General features: G+C 50.2%; 16 protein-coding genes. 5 read left to right on the forward strand and 11 right to left on the reverse strand.

Features of this window, described 5'->3' with window-relative positions:
• The first annotated feature begins 17 nt into the window (after window positions 1-17).
• The gene (locus IPQ00_15460; GenBank protein ID MBL0241960.1) at window positions 18-1,169 is read left to right on the forward strand and encodes a glycosyltransferase; all 1,152 of its coding nucleotides are present in this window, start codon (window positions 18-20) and stop codon (window positions 1,167-1,169) included.
• A 271-nt stretch (window positions 1,170-1,440) separates the two neighbouring features.
• Here IPQ00_15460 and IPQ00_15465 read toward each other — a convergent pair whose 3' ends face one another.
• Window positions 1,441-3,435 (reverse strand): DUF1800 domain-containing protein, encoded by a 1,995-nt coding sequence (locus IPQ00_15465; GenBank protein MBL0241961.1) that lies wholly within the window; start codon window positions 3,433-3,435, stop codon window positions 1,441-1,443.
• Window positions 3,436-3,651: 216 nt separating this feature from the next.
• On the opposite strand from IPQ00_15465, the gene IPQ00_15470 reads away from it, so the two are divergent.
• The gene (locus IPQ00_15470) at window positions 3,652-4,176 is read left to right on the forward strand and encodes a hypothetical protein (GenBank protein MBL0241962.1); all 525 of its coding nucleotides are present in this window, start codon (window positions 3,652-3,654) and stop codon (window positions 4,174-4,176) included.
• Here the strand turns inward: IPQ00_15470 and larA are convergent.
• Genes larA through IPQ00_15495 form a run of 5 tightly spaced genes read right to left on the reverse strand, consistent with a single transcriptional unit; the run spans window position 4,160 to window position 9,177 of the window.
• Complete coding sequence (gene larA / locus IPQ00_15475) at window positions 4,160-5,419, reverse strand: nickel-dependent lactate racemase (protein MBL0241963.1); 1,260 nt, start codon at window positions 5,417-5,419, stop codon at window positions 4,160-4,162. The genes IPQ00_15470 and larA overlap by 17 nt on opposite strands.
• Window positions 5,420-5,421: 2 nt before the next feature.
• Entirely contained in the window at window positions 5,422-6,375 is a 954-nt protein-coding gene (locus IPQ00_15480; protein MBL0241964.1) for a cation transporter, read from the reverse strand.
• Between the two features lie 16 nt (window positions 6,376-6,391).
• Window positions 6,392-7,630, reverse strand: a complete 1,239-nt coding sequence (locus IPQ00_15485; GenBank protein ID MBL0241965.1) for a FecR domain-containing protein — start codon at window positions 7,628-7,630, stop codon at window positions 6,392-6,394.
• 11 nt (window positions 7,631-7,641) lie between these two features.
• Window positions 7,642-8,667, reverse strand: a complete 1,026-nt coding sequence (locus tag IPQ00_15490) for a TerC family protein (protein MBL0241966.1) — start codon at window positions 8,665-8,667, stop codon at window positions 7,642-7,644.
• A gap of 3 nt (window positions 8,668-8,670) precedes the next feature.
• Window positions 8,671-9,177 (reverse strand): GAF domain-containing protein, encoded by a 507-nt coding sequence (locus IPQ00_15495; GenBank protein MBL0241967.1) that lies wholly within the window; start codon window positions 9,175-9,177, stop codon window positions 8,671-8,673.
• Between the two features lie 105 nt (window positions 9,178-9,282).
• On the opposite strand from IPQ00_15495, the gene crcB reads away from it, so the two are divergent.
• Window positions 9,283-9,666 (forward strand): fluoride efflux transporter CrcB, encoded by a 384-nt coding sequence (gene crcB / locus IPQ00_15500; protein ID MBL0241968.1) that lies wholly within the window; start codon window positions 9,283-9,285, stop codon window positions 9,664-9,666.
• Here the strand turns inward: crcB and IPQ00_15505 are convergent.
• From IPQ00_15505 to IPQ00_15525, 5 genes are all read right to left on the reverse strand, one after another.
• Complete coding sequence (locus tag IPQ00_15505) at window positions 9,649-10,791, reverse strand: 5-(carboxyamino)imidazole ribonucleotide synthase (protein ID MBL0241969.1); 1,143 nt, start codon at window positions 10,789-10,791, stop codon at window positions 9,649-9,651. The two genes, crcB and IPQ00_15505, sit on opposite strands and share 18 nt — an antisense overlap.
• Before the next feature lie 75 nt (window positions 10,792-10,866).
• Window positions 10,867-11,217, reverse strand: a complete 351-nt coding sequence (locus IPQ00_15510) for a hypothetical protein (protein MBL0241970.1) — start codon at window positions 11,215-11,217, stop codon at window positions 10,867-10,869.
• A 200-nt stretch (window positions 11,218-11,417) separates the two neighbouring features.
• On the reverse strand, window positions 11,418-11,915 hold the full coding sequence (purE, locus tag IPQ00_15515) for a 5-(carboxyamino)imidazole ribonucleotide mutase (GenBank protein ID MBL0241971.1): 498 nt from the start codon (window positions 11,913-11,915) through the stop codon (window positions 11,418-11,420).
• A gap of 101 nt (window positions 11,916-12,016) precedes the next feature.
• Window positions 12,017-13,564, reverse strand: a complete 1,548-nt coding sequence (locus IPQ00_15520; protein ID MBL0241972.1) for a bifunctional metallophosphatase/5'-nucleotidase — start codon at window positions 13,562-13,564, stop codon at window positions 12,017-12,019.
• A gap of 81 nt (window positions 13,565-13,645) precedes the next feature.
• Entirely contained in the window at window positions 13,646-16,213 is a 2,568-nt protein-coding gene (locus tag IPQ00_15525) for a cation-translocating P-type ATPase (GenBank protein MBL0241973.1), read from the reverse strand.
• A gap of 335 nt (window positions 16,214-16,548) precedes the next feature.
• On the opposite strand from IPQ00_15525, the gene IPQ00_15530 reads away from it, so the two are divergent.
• A complete protein-coding gene (locus IPQ00_15530) occupies window positions 16,549-18,759 on the forward strand; it encodes an NADP-dependent isocitrate dehydrogenase (GenBank protein ID MBL0241974.1) in 2,211 nt (736 codons plus the stop codon).
• Between the two features lie 209 nt (window positions 18,760-18,968).
• On the forward strand, window positions 18,969-19,994 hold the full coding sequence (locus IPQ00_15535) for a hypothetical protein (protein ID MBL0241975.1): 1,026 nt from the start codon (window positions 18,969-18,971) through the stop codon (window positions 19,992-19,994).
• The last annotated feature ends 2 nt before the right edge of the window (window positions 19,995-19,996 follow it).

Below are 19,996 nucleotides of genomic sequence, written 5' to 3' on the forward strand. Positions count from 1 at the left end.
TGCACCGATCACGTGTTATGAGAATTCTATATTTCCTAGATACACTTGGGCGGGGCGGGGCGGAAATGCAGGCACTGGATGTCGCGCGAAATGCTGCAGATTTTGGCCTCGATTTGACGATCGTATCTGGCGGTGGTGGCTCGCTTGAGGAGGATTTTAAGGCTTCCGGCGCTGAGTTGATCCAACTTCAACGTCATTTGCCGGTTGATCCAACTATTGTTCGCACCGTCCGGCAAATAATCCGAAACCGGGAGATCCAGATCGTTCACGGCTACCAACCGGTGGACGGAATCCACCTATACCTTGCGTCGAAAGGGCTGAAGAAGGTCAAGAATGTTTTGAGCTTTCAGGGGTTTATACAAGATTGGAAGAATCGTTCGGCCGCCAAATTCCTGATACCCCGAATGGACGCGAATATTGCAGTCAGCCGCGGACTACAAAAATGGCTAAGTGCCAATCATAAACTTGATACATCTAAAAACTTTTCAGTGATCTATAACGGAGCCGATCCCAAGCGGCTCGCTCCAACAGGTTCTTCATTGCGGCCGGAATTAAACATTGGAGCATCGACACCGCTCGTCGGAATGGTGGCGAATTTTTACAGAGATCAACGGAAAGATCAGTTGACGGTCGTGAAGGCAATGGTGGATGTCATAAAAAGATTTCCCGATATTCATTGTGTCTTTGCCGGCGGTGTCGAGGACGGTGCTGAGGGAAAGTTGACCGCCTGTGTAGACATTTGCCGGTCCAACAATATAGACGATCGGGTCCATTTTCTGGGTAGCCGAGATGATGTTCCGAATATTTTGGCCGAACTGGATATCGCTATTCTGTCATCCTTTCACGAGGGTTTGCCGGTGGCGATCTCTGAGGCAATGCTGGCAGGTACCGCGATGATCGTCTCGGACATCGAACCCCATCTTGAAGCGTCCGGGGATGGCAAGTATGCCGCCGTGTTTCCTGTCGGCGATGCTGACATACTTGCCCAAAGAATGATCGATCTGATCGGCGATAATACTGGGCGAGACGCTTTAGCTCAAAAAGCAAAGTCGTATGCACTCGAAAATCTCAGCATCTACTCCCATCTGCGTGACTTAACGAAACTTTACGAAGCACTTATCGAAAACCAGTTGGCCGATCTCGCCCGCGTCGATCCCACCGGTCAGTGACAGAAGTTGGCGGATCGAGATCGATGAATTGGACCTGTCGCCGTTCAAAATAGCGACCGACACATCGCGGCGTTTGCGGGAATACGCTGCGGCCGACTTAAACCGCTGCTGTTCAGTTTGCCTGGTGTCGTCTTGCCCAAGTGCCGCGTTGGCAGCTAGAAATACAATTATGCTCAAATGCTATATAATTTCTTCATACCTCACGTCATAATGAAGGCCGGAGATCAGGTCACTGAGACTGTCTCACGGCCACCAACTGATGCATACATATTTACTGACGCTGGAATTCAGGCGTGCCGAGTACTAGGCTCACCACCTTGAAAACTTCGGGATTTCCGCTCGGATTCAGTAGTCTCGCTGGTCGACCCTGTCCTCCCTGTTGGCCGGGTTGTCGCATATTGGGCACATCGCCGATCACATTGTCGAGTTCCTTGCCGGGCTTGACGTCCGGTAGCGGTTGCTCGATCTGCTTGACGAGCGTGCTACGGGTGGCGGCCGAGATATCTCCGTCTAGGATCTCACCGATCGCTCGGTCAAGAGTCTTATGCTTGTCATTTTGGTTAAATCCGCTGAGGTCAACCGTCGTACCCGCGATGCGGTTGCTCGCAAACGCAACGGCGAAATTAAGCCGCTCGAGCAGAGCGCCAGTGTTTACCCATTCCTCGGCGGTATCCGGATAGCCGGTGGGGGCTTGATAACCGTATGGCACTTCGCCTAGTTTGTTGAGCATCGCCAAAAATTGTGGTCCGGCATTGGTTTCTGCCCCGAGAGCCCGTAGCGAGCTGACAGCAAGTTCAAACGGAGTCTTGATCTTTGCCCGGTAATTGTCCGGTGCAAAAAACTCTTTGTCCGTAAACATAGTCCTGAGCGTCGCCTTGATATCACCGCCGGTTCGGCTAAAGGTATCGGCGACGTGAGCGACGAGTGCATCACTCGGATTGTCGGAAACGAATTTGACTGCGAGCTTTCTGGCAATAAACCGCGCGGTTGCAGGCTGACGGACTAATATGTCGATCACCTTAAGGCCGTCTTTGATGCCGCCCTCATCAACCTTTTGTCCCAAAACAGTTTTTGCACCCTTCTCGTGCCAGCGATCGTTGAAATAGAATTCGCCGCTATCGAGATCATCGGGCACTCCGGACTGACGTTGGAGTCGCTGCAATCGACGGTTTTCGGTTCCATCGATATCGCCCGCCGCGGCCCGACGGTATCCACGAGGATCGGCGATCGTCCATCCGGTAAAGCATTTGGCGACCTCTACAATATCTTTCTGGGTGTATCCGCCATCCACTCCCAGGGTATGAAGTTCCATCAACTCACGGGCATAATTTTCATTTATCCCTCGCTTTTGGCGTTGCTGGGCGGGCTTTGGATCGTCGCGCATTTCCTTGAGCCGTTGGTCGAGTTGTGCGTCATTGATCCCCAATTGCTGCTTCATACGTTCACGAGCCGGCGGCCCCAATTGCCCGCCGGATCGAATCAATTGCTGACGTCGTTGGGCATTCTGATTATTTCCGGGCATCGGAGCGTTTGGCGATACCGATTCGAAATTGTCCAGAAAGAACAACATCGCCGGATGCTGAGCAGTTCCTATCAGTAGGTCCTTAAAATTTCCCAACGCATTTTTTCTGAGTACGTCACGCTCGTAACTCGGTATGTACCAGCGAACCGCAGACTTTCCTGAAAAGACATTAAAATGGTTCTGCCAAAAGTCCACCATTACTTCCTGCAGTTGCTTTTCGGAGTATACTGCGCGGAGAACACGATTTGCGGCTATCTGCGGGACGATCTGATTTGCCGGCTTGAGGTCATATTTTTGGTATAAGGCACGAAGCTTCTGCTGCCTTTCCTGTCGTTGTTTTTCAGTCACATCCTGCTGTGGGTTCTGAGCAGCAGGCTGAGCGGCATTACCATCGATCATCCTCAGGAGTGCGGTCGGATTCGGGTACTTGGCAAAGAGTTCGGCGGTCGAAAGATCGAAAATATCCAAACTTCGAACCTTGCTCTCGAGGTTACTGTCACTGATCGTACCAGGGTCCAATTGCTGATCAATGTACTTCTGAATACCTATTGACCTAACCCGTTCAACATCGCCGGGCCGTGCGCCGAACCCAAGACGATTCAATACGTGAAAGATCTTTTGATCCTCTGTAAGAGGCTTTGATGCGGTCCGTACGGTATTTGCCGTTGCGAATCCAGGAAAGGATATTGCGGTCAAAAGCGTCGCAACAATTGCTCTATGCAGGTACAAACAGTGGAGTTTCATAAGTTACTACCTCAATAAATACTTTTCAAAGTATATTTGCAGACTGCAGTTTAGACGTCGTCCAAGACTTAAAGGGCGAGATAATCGCAATGCATGAACTCAGAAAGTTGAATTTCGATGAAAGACAACATTCGGGGACCTTATAACATCCTACGACCGCATTGCCTTTTTTGGATGTATCGTAGTATCGACAAAGTATTGTAGAATAGGGAAGTTATGAGATCGCAGAAATTTACACTATTGTTTGCAATGCTTATTGCGTTGGCAGCGTCAACGGCCATCTTTGCTCAGGACGATGTCTTTAGCGCGGCAAATGTCGACTATTCGTTTTCGCTTCCGGATGCCAAATGGAAGCTGACGGTAAAGCCGTCGGATACCAGCCCAAATGTCGAATATGTTTACGGCGACCGCACCAACGGGCATTTTGAGGTCCGTAAGCTGGCCGCTCGCAAGGATATGCTGACGTCGGAGGTTATTCAGGACGAGGAGCAAAAACTACAGTTCCTACCGGGTTATGTCGCCGGTAAAGAAGAAAATTTCGCCGGACGATTTCGGGGCGTTATTTTCAATTATGAATATGTAAGGGCGGGACGGCCAATGAGCGGAAGGATCTACTTTCTGCGGATCAACGAAACGACCGTGTATGCCATACGCTTTAGCGGCCTAAAGGATATGCTGCGTTCGATCCAGAACCAGACCGATTCGATCGCTCGGACGTTCGATGTCAAGCAACCTCAATAAACGTTCGTGCACCATTTGAAAGAATATAGCCGTTCGACCATCGGGCGGTTTTTTCTATGGCCTCCTGCAGTGTGGCGGCGGGAACCATTCGAAGGGTTTTTACAAGTTCAGGAGCGAGCGAACTGACCAGGATGACCTCGAACTCCTCGCATTTCTTCACAATGCTCCACGCGGTCTGGCCGTTGACCTGATATTTTTCGCTCAACTTGACCGCCATATCGTGACTATCGCCTGCTTCAAACCATCTGGGCATATCAGCGTGGCCAAGCCCGTCTCGACACTCTGCAAGCAGGATGATCATTCCACCGGAACGACAAGCCTGCGACGCGGCATCGAGTGCTTTGTGAGCCTGGATCAAATTGACGTCGTGTGGGTAGCCCCCACAACTGACGATTACAAGGTCACGCTTATCATCGATACTAACGCTATGGTGTTTTGCAAAATTGTCACACGCCGCCCGATGAGATCGGATCCAATCGCCACAATATAAATCGACGATGTCGCCTTGTTCGTTGACAACGGTAGTGACCGCGAATGACGGCAGTGCGGCAGACGCAGCCTCAACAAAAGCTTCGTGAACCGGATTTCCGTCAAGTCTGGCCAGTCCAACGCCATCACGCCGGACGAGTCGATCAGGATCGAACGCCAACTTATGCGTGCCGGCGATCGTTCGCGTTGATGCGAGGCCCGGACAGATCAATTTTCGCCCGCCGGTAAACCCGGCAAAGTAATGAAATGAAACCCCGCCGACCAGGATCACGTGGTCGTGCTCGATCAACGCTCGGTTCAACTCGACCGGAATGCCGCTTGCGGTCTGACCCAAAACCGCAAATTGCATCAGATCTCGAGCATCGTGATCTAGCATCTTGATACGTTGGGCAATAAACGGGGTAACGATCGCCGCCTTTTCGGCTTCGGTCACCTTTCGGTGAATACCCGTCGCAAATATCAGCCTAATATCAAATGCGTTTACGCCGCCGGCGATCAATCGCCGCACTATTAAATTGACCACTTGGCCGCAACCGACATCGCGCGTCGCATCAGGAACCACTATAAGAACGCTTTGGCCCGGATTGATTATTTCGTCGATACCGGGCGATCCAATCGGCTCATCAAGTCTGGCCCCGATCTCGGCATCGCTGAGAGTATTCGGCAGTTCGACCGAGTCGATCAGGCCGAAACTGCCTTCGTCATATTCGAAAACTATAGTGGAATTGCCGTATCTGAGGTCAATTGCAGACATTCTTAGTGGGTATGTGGACTCCGAGTTGCCGGTTCGAAGCACCGTATGCCGGTCTCGCAAACATAGACGGCCTCGGCTTTGTTATCAAAGCTCTCCATCTGGATAGTGAGATGATCGATACCAAATCGGTCATTTACCATTGTCCGGATCGAAACCAGCAGATCCGAGTGCGCGGTTGATTCCAAATGACTGATATGGGCTGATAGAGAAATGATGCCGGATGAGATCGTCCAAATATGAAGGTCGTGGATACCGCTCACGCCTTCGATCTCAAGTATCGCGGATTCGACCTTTCGTAGATCGATGTGAGAAGGTGTGCCCTCGAGTAAGATATCTACCGACTCAAGAATTAGCCGCCCCGCGCCAATAATGATGATCAGGCTGATAAGGATGCTGCCGGCCGCATCGGCCCAAAGCCATCCGAATGCCAGGATCAAAACTCCCGCAATGATCGCTGCAGCAGACCCCAGCAGATCGCCGATAACGTGGAGAAATGCTCCTCGTATATTCAGGTCGTGCGAGTGATTTGAATGCAGCAATTTTGCCGCGATGACGTTAATTATCAGTCCGCCGAACGCGATCGCCGACATCTGGATCCCGTGGATATCGCCCGGATCACGCCAGCGATTTACCGCCTCCCAAATCACCCAAATTGAGAGCAGGACGAGAGCAATGCCGTTGACGAAGGCTGCAAGTATCTCGAGGCGATAATAGCCGAACGTCTTATTTGCGGTCGGCGGCCTAGACGCAAACCATATCGCACTGAGCGTTAGCGCGATCGCCGCGACGTCCGTCAGCATATGACCGGCATCCGCCAACAACGCAAGCGAATTGGATACCCATCCCCCGATCGCCTCGACGACCATATAGATTCCGGTCAATACCAATGCGATCGACAACACGCGCGTCTTGGAGCGCGTGCGGGAATCGTCTCGATGTACGTGATCTGCACCCATTTAAGCTAAGTTGAGACTAGTAACGACCTAGGAGATTGCCCGTTCGGAGCGAGATCACAAACCCGGCCCGATTTCCTCGGTCATCGCCGACCTCGACCTTGGTCTCGGCTGATGGAGTCGATATTTGGAGACGGAATGAACCATCCGGACCTGCAAATGTTTCGCGGCCCTGTGAACGTACGACCATTCCGGGTTGTGTCTTTCCACTAATAAAATAGATGTTCCCTCCGACTCGGTCGGCTTTCCACTCAGAGGTTTCTATAGAGATGCTGCCACCGCGTTTGATCACGGTAAATTTCCACGCGTCGTTCCAGTTGGTGGTCTGTCCGGATCTTGCATTCGACCTTAGCCGCCAATAATAAGTTCCCGGAGATAACCCCGCCAATCGAAATTCACGCGACGTAAGGCCAGATCGATCGACCAAAATTGCGTCAGAGGCAAATAGCGGTGACCTCGAAACTTGTAGGTAAAAGCTAGCGGCATTGCCGGCCTCGGCATCTTGCCATCCAAATAAAACGCTGACACCGGTACCGGACGCGTCGACGATTTGTGACGAGTTGCCTGGAACTGCGGGCCGAGGCGGAGCGAGCAACCTTTCACGCGCCGAGAGTTTGCCGCTATTGACCGCCGCAAACTCATTTTGCTCGATGGTCGTTCGGTCTCCGCCTATCGTGGTCTCGACGCCGCCGCGGCTCACCCTAATTTCGCCGGCATTATTGCCATCTGCATTAAAACTCGCGTCAGTCTGCGGTAAGAGTCTATTTTCGGAATCTGCTACTTCGACAATGTTATTCGAGTCTGCCGGTTGTTCATCGGTCCTCACGTTCAGCTGACCGTCATTCAACGAAACGCGCACGTTTTTACCGCCAAAAAGCGATGTGCTATCCCGGACAACAACCGTACTATTCGGCCGAACGGAGTAAACTGAACCATCGATCATCTGGACGATCGCCCGCCCGTCAGACTGTGTCTGAATAGTGTCGCCGGCGGCAACCCAAGTCTCTTTGGTTACCAGTATAGTTTCGCGTGTTTGTGCCCTTATTATCCGAACTTCACCCTCATATGAGATGATTTTTGCTGCGTCTACAGGCATCTCGGCATCCTGGGTCGCAACAAACCAATTATTCTTGGAAGCCCACCACGAACCGCCGGCGATGGCTCCGCCGACGACCAAGATCGCGATCAGCCCATAGATCGTACTTTTTCGAACGTTCCACCATTCGACGTAAAATTTGCGGTATTTATTATCGTCCATCGATGGCTGGCTTATTGAGCATCTTTTGCGGCCGTCTCGGCCGGCGGAAATATCAGTGACAATATTACAGCAAGTATTATCGCACCAATTACGATCCCGAGCGATAGATTTATCACTGACTGCTCAAATTCGTGATGCAGATATCTTTTTAAGAAGATAGCGATTCCCGACTCACTGCCATCGCCGAGTATCAACATCGTCCCCTCAGCGGCAAGCGGCAGCAGCATCTTAAACCCAATAAAACTCAATACAAATGCGAGGCCATACTTAAGAAAATGAAATTTCTCAGCCATATCGACCAAGAGAAAAAAGAACGTACGTAGTCCTAGGATCGCAAAAATGTTTGACGTGTATACGATAAACCGGTCGGTCGTAATGCCGAAGATCGCGGGTATGGAGTCCACCGCAAAAACGAGATCGGCGATGTTGATGACGACCAGGACAAGCAAAAGCAGAGTGCCGACTCGCTTGCCATCGATATTTACGAAGAACTTCTCTCCGTCGTAATGTTTCGATATGCGTATAAATCTGGTCGTCAGCTTTACGATCGCACTATCCTCGGGCTCAAATGCCTCGTCCTCACCGAACATTTTAATGCCTGTGTATATTAGGAACGCCCCAAATCCGTATAGTATCCAACTAAAGCTCTCGACAAGTTCGGCTCCGGCGAATATCATCACCATTCGCATTACCAGGGCCATAAATATGCCCCAGAACAGCACGCGATGCTGATACATTTTCGGAACCTTGAAATATGCGAATATCAGGAGAAATACAAACAGATTGTCGATCGAAAGTGACAATTCGATCAAATATCCTGTGAGAAACTCCTTGGCCTTAAATCCGCCAAACTGCGAGTAGATAAAAGCGTTGAATGCTAACGCGAGAGATATCCAGATCAAACTCCACGTGATGGTCTCCCTACGGCTAGGCGCGTGCGACTTACGGTTTACAATGCCGATATCGACAAACAGCGCCGACAGGACTATGACGAAGAAAAAGATCCAGACCCAGTAAGGGTATTCGATTACGTTCATTAATTAAGTTTGAAGTCGACCGTGTTCGACGACGGCCTCAACATATTTCACCACACGGCCCAATCCAGTCACGTCGATCTCGGAAAAATCATCCAATCTATCGCTGTCCACGTCAAGTACGCCGAAAACCTCTCCGTCCTTACCGAAAACGGGAACGACAATTTCCGACTTCGATGCCGAGGCACAAGCAATATGACCCGGAAATTTATCTACATCAGGCACGATGACGGTTTCGCGTGTCGCGTACGCGTGACCGCAAACTCCCTGGTCAGGTCTGATGCGCGTGCAGGCCAGCGGCCCTTGAAAAGGCCCGAGCACAAGATCGCCATCTTTTTCAATGTAGAAACCGACCCAGAAAAAACCGAACGCCTGCTTGAGCACTGCCGCGATATTTGCCAAGTTCGCAATTATATCGGTCTCGCTACTAATCAGTGCTTCGATCTGTGGTGTGATCTCAGCATAGACCGTTGCTCGATCCGCGTTCTGAGTAAATTGGAGCGATTCGGACATAAAGCTTGAGTTTACTGTCTAGCCACCATCGGGGCAAATGATTAGCTCGCCCGAAAAATGTATAATCGCAATCACATCGATCGGTAAAGCGGTACAGATGACAAGATGGAGTTTGTAATCAAGTTAATTGCAGTGGCTATCGGTGGTGCGTCCGGTGCTGTGGTTCGTTACCTCATAAATATCTCGCCCGTCGCAAATCTATTTGCCAAATTTCCGTTTCCGACCTTTCTAATAAATATTACGGGGTCGTTTCTTATCGGATTTCTACTAGTTCTCCTGACGGATAAGATCGATGTCAATGACAATCTCAGAATGGCGATCATTGTCGGCTTTCTCGGAGCGCTCACCACTTTCTCGACCTTCGAAATGGAAATATTCGGGCTCGTCCGCGAACGCGAATTCACCACGGCATTTGTATATATGTCGCTGAGTGTGGTCGTTGGCTTTGTAGGAGTGGTCGGCGGAGCAACACTAGCTCGCAGGTTTTAGGGATTCGCGGGCGTGTCGAACGGATCGTATCGCACCGGCCGCATTTTCTGATAGCGACGTTATGTGACCCATCTTTCGTCCGGGCCTTGGCTCACCCTTACCGTAGAGGTGTAATTTAACAGCAGGGTTATTGAGCGCAGTTGCCCAATCGGGTTCGCCGTTTTCCCAAACATTGCCGAGTACATTTGCCATTGCGGCCGGCCGGTAAAAATCGGTCGACCCAAGTGGCAATCCGCATACTGCCCGTAACTGCTGCTCAAATTGCGAAGTTACACAGGCGTCAAACGTCAGGTGTCCCGAGTTATGCGGGCGCGGGGCCAGTTCATTGACCAAGAGAAGACCGTCGCGCGTCAAAAAGAATTCGACGCAGAGCGTACCGACATATCCCATCGTATCAGCGATGTTTCGAGTAATTTCGATTGCTCGCTCAAACGTAGTCGAATCCACGACGGCCGGTGCGAATGAAACATCTAGAATATGATTGGCGTGCTCATTTTCGATAACGCCAAAGTGGGCAAAAGTGCCCCGTTGATCGCGGGCGCAGACGACCGATAATTCTTTTTCAAAATCTACAAATGCCTCGAGCACCGCATCGCGACCGCCCAGTAATTCAAATGCAGCCGTAATATCTGCGGCGGAACTTATCTTGCTCTGTCCTTTGCCGTCATATCCGAATCCAGCAGTTTTCAAGACGCATGGCGTGCCCAACTCTACGACGGCATTTTGCAGATCATCAAGGGCCTTGATATGGCGAAATGCTGTGATCGGGAAGCCTTTGGAGGCCAAAAAGTTTTTTTCACGGAGTCGATTCTGAGTGATGTGCAATACCTCACCACGCGGAAATACGTCGACAAATTCGGCGGCGGCTTCGACTGCGGCGGACGGTACATTTTCAAACTCAAAGGTCACAACATCGACGCTTTGGGCAAACACCCTTATTTCATAAAGGTCGTCGTATGAACCTTGTGTTTCGATATCGGCGATCTGGCCCGTAGGCGTGTCACTGTCCGGCGAGTAAGTATGAACCCGATAGCCGAGCTTGCGCGCCTCAATTGCGAACATCCGCCCGAGTTGCCCGCTGCCAAAAACCCCGATAGTTGAGTTAGGAAGAGTTGGTTTTATCACGAATTCCTCATCCGCCAAAGATGCTGAACCGTTAGATTAACCTAATTTAGTTTCGATTTGAATTCGCGATCTACATTACCGGGCGGGTTGCATCAGCTTTCGTGTTTCGGCTAGCCGTTTCTCTGATTCGGCCAATCCCTGACTATTATGGATCGCGTTCTTAAAGGGCTGCAATCGCTTTTGATCTGAATCGCTTCGCGATGTAAGCGTCGGTTGAGGCCGTGGCGTCAAACCATTGGTCTGGGACGGATCTTTTTGATTGACTTCGTCAAAGGAACTCAAAAATCCCGAATATAAGTAATATGCCGCCCCGCCGATGACGGCGATAAACAGCATCGTATAGATCCAGGACGATTGTTTCGCCGCTTGACGCGGACCTTTGGGCACTGCGTGGACAGCACCCTTGGATTTCGAACTCGATAACATATACTCACCGATCCGAAACCCACAACGTTTACAGAATATTTGAGACCTGAAATTACTCAGGCCGCACTGACCGCATTGAACACCCTTCATCTGTTTACTGCCCGTACTGACGAATGGAGAGATGGGCACTCCTAAATAGATTTAAGTCTATTTTTGCCATCGGTGTCAACAAGTTTTAACACGGTGAACCTGAGCTAATGCTATCCGACGGAATCGTTTAAGACATTATCGGTCTGAGAGGAGCGGAATTTATGAAGCTTTTCTCTCAATAAAGGACGTGAATTGGCTAGGATCGCGATCGCCAGTAGCGCCGCGTTCTTGGCTCCCGCCTGACCTATCGCGAGTGTGGCTACCGGAATGCCGGCAGGCATTTGCACAATGGACAGCAGCGAGTCGAGACCCTTCAAAGCCTTGCTCTCGACCGGCACCCCGAGTACTGGAAGCACGGTTTGGGATGCACACATCCCCGGCAGATGTGCCGCACCGCCGGCACCGGCGATTATGACCTCAATACCTCGCGACTCCGCAGTCTTTGCAAACTCAAACAGCAGATCCGGCGTTCGGTGGGCCGACACGACCTTACTCTCGTGCTCAACACCAAATTCGCTTAGCGTCAGCGATGCGATCTCCATCGTCGGCCAATCTGACTTACTGCCCATAATGATCGAGACTAACGGTTGAGGGTTTGTGTTTGGCATTACGTCCTGAATTTAGCAAATAAATGAAAAAGGACGAAGCCAATCGGCGTCGCCCACAATTATCGAACGAATTTTTGTTTTAATTGATTATTTATCCACCCTCAAACCTTGCGCACCCGACCCTCAAGTTTCGGCGAATAAGTTTTGAATGTTTTTAAGTATGTGATCATCGATTGGACCATCTCGACACCGGTATTTTTGTATTTACCTGTCTTCTTAAACATTAGAAAGCCGTCGCCTCCATCGGCCAAGAAGTTTGAGGTGAGCATCTTGTATGTTCGGTTGTCATCCAGCGGAACACCATTGACCTTACAGATGATTATGCGACTACCTACCGGTTCACTCTCATCGTAAACCACCTCGACACCCTTGGACACCTGCAGTATGCCGTTGGTAAGGCCGGCACCGTGCTCGAATATCGCACGCATATCGCTACCTTTCATTTCAAGTTGAACGATGGTATTTGGAAATGGAAAGGTCGAGATGAGATCGCCAACCTTTACGGAGCCTGCTTCGATATCCTGTCGAAGTCCTCCGCTATTCGTAACCGCAAAGTCGAATTCAGGGTAGGTTGCCAGCATCGCATCGGCGACCATATCGCCGAGTGTGGATTCCTCGCCGTACGAACGCGTCATCGTCGCCGTTACCGTGGTCACCTTTTCATCGGTGATCACTTTAAGCTTTTCTTTCCATTTTGCAATAACCGCGACCATAGTGGGGTCATCGGGAACTTCGTCGTCAAATAGGTAATCGAGATGATTTTTGTACGATTTTATCTTATCGAGCTTTTTGTCATAGACCAGTTCGAGCTTTCCGAGTTCAATCGAGTAGGCATCCGTGGAAACGATGATGGTGCCATTTGAGATGATCGGCTCGCGAATGCCACTGTGCGGATGGCCGGTGATCATAACGTCAATGCCGGGCACGCTCTTGGCGAGCTCAATGTCGGCCTTGTGGTTTCGCACGACATCAGCCTCGCCTGTGGTCGATTGGGTGCCGGGAATGCCCAAATGTATCAGAAGAACAACGATATCCGCCTTGCCGTTCAGTTCGGCAACGTATTTTCGAAGATATTCCTTTTCATCGCGAGTATCGATGCCGCGGATCATCTCATCGGATGTCGTATCGTAGAAAGCAAACCTCTCGTGCAGGCCAATAATACCGATACGGATGCCGTTGACCTTCTTAATGATATAGGGATTGTTCCAAACGAGTTTTCCAGTTTCGGCGACAAAGATATTGCCGTTAAGGATCGGAAACTTAGCCTTGGCAAACTGAGCCTGTGCATTCTGCCAGTTGTGGTCAAACTCGTGGTTGCCAACGCAGGCCGCGTCGAGCCCAAGATAGTTCATCGCATCGATGATTGCTTCGCCCTTTGTAAGGGTGCTGATGTATGGACCCGTAAAAAAATCGCCGGCGTCAAAATAGACCGTGTGCGAATTAGATGCCTTTTCGCGCTTTACGATCGTTGCGATATTGGCGAATCCTCCGACTGGCCGCGTTTTGCTGATCCACGGTTCTATGTGAGGTTCGAGATGTGCATGGAGATCGTTAGAGTAAAGAATGTTCAGCTTTTTTTCCTGAGCCTGAACCGCAAAGCCAAAAGAGAACACAAACAAGACCAGCAGAGAAAACGCGACTCTTTTCATATTCCATCGTTTTATCAGACTTGGTGAACATATCAAAGACGTTGGAGACGAAAGTGGTTCGCACGGTCGAATGTTTACGACTTACTTTCGAAAATTTCTAAGCTTGATCCATTTCTCAAACTCGACGGCGTGAAATACGATCGCCGACATCGCTAAGCAGAAACCGAGTTCGGCGAGCGTTAGTGGTTGAGTTTTCAGGATCCGATTCATAAATGGAAGATAGATGACCGCAAGCTGCAACCCGAGCGTTGCCAAAACGGCAGTTATCAAAGGTAGGTTGGTAAAGATACCCTGACGAAATAAAAACGTACGGTCGCTTCGCACGGCCAAAACGTGGCCCAACTGCGACACGGATAGGACGGTGAAGACCATCGTCTGCCAATTCTCCCACCCACGGCCTATCGCGACTGCTTGCGTCACGATCGTTACGGCCGCCATCAGAAGTCCGACCCAGACAATATGATATCCGACCCCGTCGGAGAACAGGCTTTCGCCCGGTGACCTCGGGGGCCGCTTCATCACGTCCTTTTCCGCACTTTCACCCGCTAGTGCCAGCGCCGGCAAACCATCGGTAACCAGATTTATCCACAATAGATGCACCGGCAAAAGTGGTATCGGCATCCCAAACAGCGGCGGGAGAAAGATCGTCAATATCTCGGCGCCGTTGCACGTCATAATGTATTTGACGAATTTGCGGATATTGTCAAAGATCCTCCGGCCTTCCTTAACCGCTTTAACGATCGTCGCAAAATTATCGTCAAGCAGTATCATATCGGCGGCTTCTTTACTGACGTCGGTGCCGTTAATACCCATTGCGATGCCGATATTCGCCGCCCGGAGTGACGGTGCATCGTTCACGCCGTCGCCGGTCATCGCAGCAAAATGGCCTTTATGCTGTAATGCACGGACTATCCTGAGTTTCTGATCGGGCGACACACGGGCATAAACTGCGGTACGTTCAACTTGCGCATAAAAAGCCTCGTCACTAAGTTGCGTGATCTCAGGTCCGGTCAAGACCAGGCCGTGCTCATCGAGGATACCGATCTCACGGGCAATCGCTTTTGCGGTCAACGGGTGGTCGCCGGTGATCATTACCGGCGTGATGCCGGCTGTCCGGCATTCATCGATGGCATCGCGAACTTCGATCCTCGCAGGGTCGATCAGTCCGGCTAGGCCCGAAAGGCACAGATCACGCTCGACCAGTTCGCACGTATATGGTTCGGGCAGAGCCTCAAGCTTCTTATATGCATATGCCAAAACCCGCATCCCGTGATTTGCCCAATTTTCAGAGATGCTTCTAACCAAACTTGCTTCGGCATTGTCATTTAGACAATCTGCGATCGCCTCGCTCGCACCCTTTGTCACGATCAAATAGCCGTCGTCCAAATGGTGGACGGTGGTCATACATTTGCGATCTGAGTCGAACGAGATCTCGCCGGTCCGTTCGTGCTGGCCAATTACCTCAAAGTATCGATCGATGGACATTTCCTCCACGGCTCTTTCGACCAAAGCAATTTCGGTCGGTTCACCAAAGGGTTCGTTGAGCTCGTTAAATTCGACGTTGTTATTAAGTGCGAGCCCGAGCCAGAACATCGAAATATTGTCGCCGTCAACCTTGGAGTGATCGTAAACTTCGGCTGTCCGCATACGGTTCTGCGTCAGCGTCCCGGTTTTGTCGCTACAGATATAGGTGACGGAACCAAGTGTTTCTACCGCCGGAAGTTTGCGTATGAGTGCGTGCTGTCTGGCTAGCCGAGATGCCCCACGAGAAAGGGCGATGGTGATCAATGCCGGTAGTGCCTCAGGAATAGCGGCCACGGCCAGGCTAACCGACACCAGCAGGATCTGAAACGGCTCTTCGCCACGGAGAACTCCGGTGAGAAACAAGATGGCGCATATTAGGAGGATGAGATATGAGAGATTTTTACCGAACCGAGCCATTCGCAATTGCAGTGGCGTCGGTGCTTCGTCTTCGTGCAGCAATCCGGCGATCCTGCCGATCTCGGTGTCCATTCCCGTTGAGGTCACGATGCCGTTTGCCCGGCCGTGGGTAACCAGCGTTCCCTTGAACGCCATATTTAACTGGTCGCCGATAGTTGCATCCGAACTATCAAGTGTGTCGCTTGTCTTGTCGACGGGCACCGACTCGCCTGTTAAAGTGGACTCATCAACACGGAAGGAGAATGTTTCGAACAGGCGTATATCGGCCGGAACAATATTTCCAGCTTCCAGGACCACTATGTCCCCAGGAACAATGCCAACGGCCGATATGACATGATGCCTTCCGTCTCGAATGACCTGGGTCATTGTAACCGTCATTTTCTTTAGAGCACCTAGAGCTTTTTCCGCACGATATTCCTGTGCCAAGCCAATGATTGCGTTCAAAATGACGATCACAATGATTATCACTGTGTCGGTCAGGTCACCCATCACCCCGGAAATGATCGCGGCAGCAATGAGGATCAGGATCATAAAATCCCGAAACTGTCGGGCTAAGAGGACCCACGGCGAAGGCGGGGCTTTTTCGGCCAGTTCGTTTGTCCCAAACCGCAACAGTCGATCTGCGGCCTCGGCTTCGTCGAGGCCATCGAGCGTAGCGGTAAGCTCGGACAAAACACCTTCAACTGGCTTGCTGTATGGGTTTTGAATAGACACGGGTCAATTCTCCTAAGACGAAAACGATGCAATAAACAAGTGTATCGCGTATCCAATGAAAAAACTGTGCGTCTTATCACATTTCACAGGTTGAAAAAACGTTGTCCGGGGAGCGATCTGTGTGTACGAGGTCATTAACTTCGCCCCCTTTTGCAACAAAACGGAGACATTTGGCGATCGTGAATCTATGGCCTAAGTCAAAGTTGACACGGATCGCGAATATTAATGATTGTCGATGTCTGATTTTGTGCATTGAACCCGGACTGTTAATTGGTGTTCAAAATTATTTTAATAGCTATGATAATCTTAAACTAGGTACACGAAATAAAATGTCAAAAATCTACTACACTTTAACCGATGAAGCCCCGATGTTGGCGACGCATTCGTTTTTACCGATCGTAAAAGCATTTACCGGATCTGCAGATATTGAGATCGAAGTTCCCGATATTTCGCTTGCGGGTAGGATTTTAGCGAATTTTCCCGAATATTTAAGAGATGATCAAAAAACCCCTGATGCACTCGCGGAATTGGGCGAATTGGCGACAAAACCGGAAGCCAATATCATAAAATTGCCAAATATTTCCGCCTCTGTTCCGCAGTTGGAAGAAGCCATCGCCGAACTCCGGCAACAGGGCTTTGCATTACCAAACTATCCTGCCGAACCTAAAACTGATGAAGAAAAAGCCATCAACAAGAGTTACGCGAAAGCCTTGGGGAGTGCGGTAAATCCTGTACTTCGAGAAGGAAATGCCGACCGACGTGCTCCGAAGGCCGTGAAGAATTATGCCAAAGCAAACCCGCATAGAATGGGCGTTTGGGCATCGGATTCTAAAACTTCCGTTGCACATATGAATTCGGGCGATTTCTACGGCACTGAAAACTCAACGACAGTCGAAAACGAAGGAAAATTCAGAATTGTCTTCTACTCGAGTGATGGCGCCGAAAAGGTTTTGAAAGATTACGCTCCGTTAAAAGCGGGCGAGGTAATTGATTCCTCGGTGATGAGTCTTTCTGCGTTGAGATCCTTTGTCGAGCAGGCGATAGCTGAAGCGAAAGAGAAGGATGTCCTGCTTTCCGCACATTTGAAAGCCACGATGATGAAGATCTCGGATCCGATCATTTTCGGAGTGATCGTCGAAACGTATTTCAAAGATGTTTTTGATAAATATAAAGATACCTTTGCATCGCTAGACATAAATCCAAACTTCGGACTAGCTACGCTGAACGAAAAAATTGTCGGGCATCCGCAAGAAGCTGAGATCAAAGCTGACATTGCAAACGCAATAGAAAGCGGACCGAGACTCGCAATGGTAAATTCGGACAAAGGAATTACCAATTTCCACGTTTCGTCGGATGTGATCGTCGATGCTTCGATGGCGGCGCTTGTCCGCGGCGGCGGAAAAATGTGGAATAAGGACGGCAATGAAGAAGACACCGTATGCATTATTCCCGACCGAACCTACGCCGGCTTCTACGATGCGATAATTCAGGATATGAAGAAAAACGGGGCCATCGATCCGAGAACTTTCGGCTCGGTCCCTAATGTCGGATTGATGGCACAAAAGGCCGAAGAATACGGTTCGCACGATAAGACTTTCCAGGTGACCGAAGAGGGGACCGTGAAAGTTGAGGACGAAAACAGAAACGTACTGCTCGAGCAAAGCGTCGGACAAGGCGATATTTTTCGGATGTGTCAGGCCAAAGATGCTGCGATCAAGGACTGGGTGAAATTAGCAGTTACCAGAGCAAAACTTTCGGACACGCCTGCCATTTTCTGGCTTGATAAAGATAGAGCACACGACGCACAGATCATACGGAAGGTTACAAAATATCTGAAAGAGTATGATCTGACCGGTCTCGACATCCAAATTATGGATGTGAAAGATGCAATGATCGAAACGCTGAAACGTGCCAGAGAGGGCAAAGACACTATTTCGGTTTCCGGAAACGTTTTGCGGGATTATCTAACCGATATGTTCCCGATCCTGGAACTTGGAACTTCGGCAAAAATGCTTTCGATCGTTCCGTTGATGAACGGCGGCGGTTTGTTTGAAACCGGCGCCGGCGGCAGTGCCCCGAAACACATCGAGCAATTCCTTCACGAGGGCTATTTGCGTTGGGATTCCCTGGGCGAATTTTTAGCTCTGCAAGCGAGTTTGGAACATTTGGCTCAAACTCAAAATAACAAAAAGGCTCAAATTTTGGCAGACGCTCTAGACCAAGCAAACGCGAAGTTTTTGGCAACCGACAAATCACCGGCACGCAAGGTCGGGCAAATTGATAATCGCGGTTCGCATTTCTATTTGGCAATGTATTGGGCGGAAGCCTTAGCAAATCAGACAGACGATACGGAAATTTCGGAGAAATTTGGCCCTGTTGCCAAGTCTTTGAAGGAAAATGAGGAAACGATCAATGAAGAATTGATCGCTGCACAGGGCAGATCGCAAGATGTCGGCGGCTACTATCACCCAAACCCGGAAAAGGCTTATGCAGCGATGCGATCTTCCGGCACACTGAACGCGATCGTGGACGAAATCTAATGAGCTAAAGCCAGATTCGGCAATACATTACTGAGTGTACGCGGTCCAAAGTGCCGACGATCTAAGATGTATCTCGCGGAAATTCGTGTATATACCTATGTAATTGACATCCATTTGACGTGCGTGGCATCCAAAGATGATTGGATCGGCAATCTGGCGGATATGACAATTGTGAAACTTTTTGCCGGCCGTTGCGTGGAGAATTTATTGTGAAAAAACTGTTCGCTATCTATTTATTAGCAGTGGCTTGTACCGTGACGGCATCGGCGCAGTTTCCGCAAATGCGTACTGTCGAGGAACGCACTCAGCAAAAAGGCGAAGATGTTCGCCGTGTTGAAGACGAAAAGCGGCGGCTCGAGGGCGAACCTAAGGTGACACAGCCTGTCATCAAACCCTCAGTAATGAACGTTGACGTTCAACTGGTACTAACCAAACTGGAATACAAAGATTTTGCTACCGCAAAGCCGTTTAACGTGACGCGCATCGCCGACGGCGATCCACTTTGGCTCTACTTCAAGTTTAATGGAAAGTTAGGTGACTGGGTTTACACGATGCGCAACTCTGACGGCACTGAGCGGTACCTGCTCTTCGCGGAATACGGTCCGCAGGGTGATGTGACTGCAAAGAGTCATCAGATCATCGAGTTTCGCAAGGACGAGCTTAAGATAACCGAGCTTAAGATGAGCCTTGCCCCCGGTAAGGCGGGCAACAATAACGCTCTCGAGATCTTTATCAAGAATATTTCGGCCGCTCGGCCAGGTCTTTGGTCCAATGAATTACGGATCTCGCGTAACGCTGGCTTTCCTCGTGCCGCTAACGACTATCTGGCAAAGATCGGCTTTGCTTGTGACTTTTCCAAGGGAATATCCAAGTATCCCGCAATGTTGCCTGGTTATCATTCGATGATTCTGCGTGATTCTTTAGACGAAAGGATATTGCCGATTCAGGGGAAATTGGACGATTCACTCGCCCGAGCATCGTTCGCGACGAAGTTGGCTGAGGCCGGGATCGTGCCATCGAGGATCTATTTTGCCGCTGATAATTGGTTGGAATACAGCGATCAGTCGATCAGCGTTCGACAGTATCGAAAGGTCACCGGCGTGTTTCTGTTTCAGCGTGAAGGCACTTGCTTCTACGGTACAGCCGATATCGTGCAGCCATTCGACGCGATGAATAATTCATTTACCGATGCGACGGTATCGCTGGGCAAACCGATCTTGACGACCTGTCAATAGTC

The organism is Chloracidobacterium sp. (assembly GCA_016720705.1).
In the GTDB taxonomy this organism is placed as follows: domain Bacteria; phylum Acidobacteriota; class Blastocatellia; order Pyrinomonadales; family Pyrinomonadaceae; genus OLB17.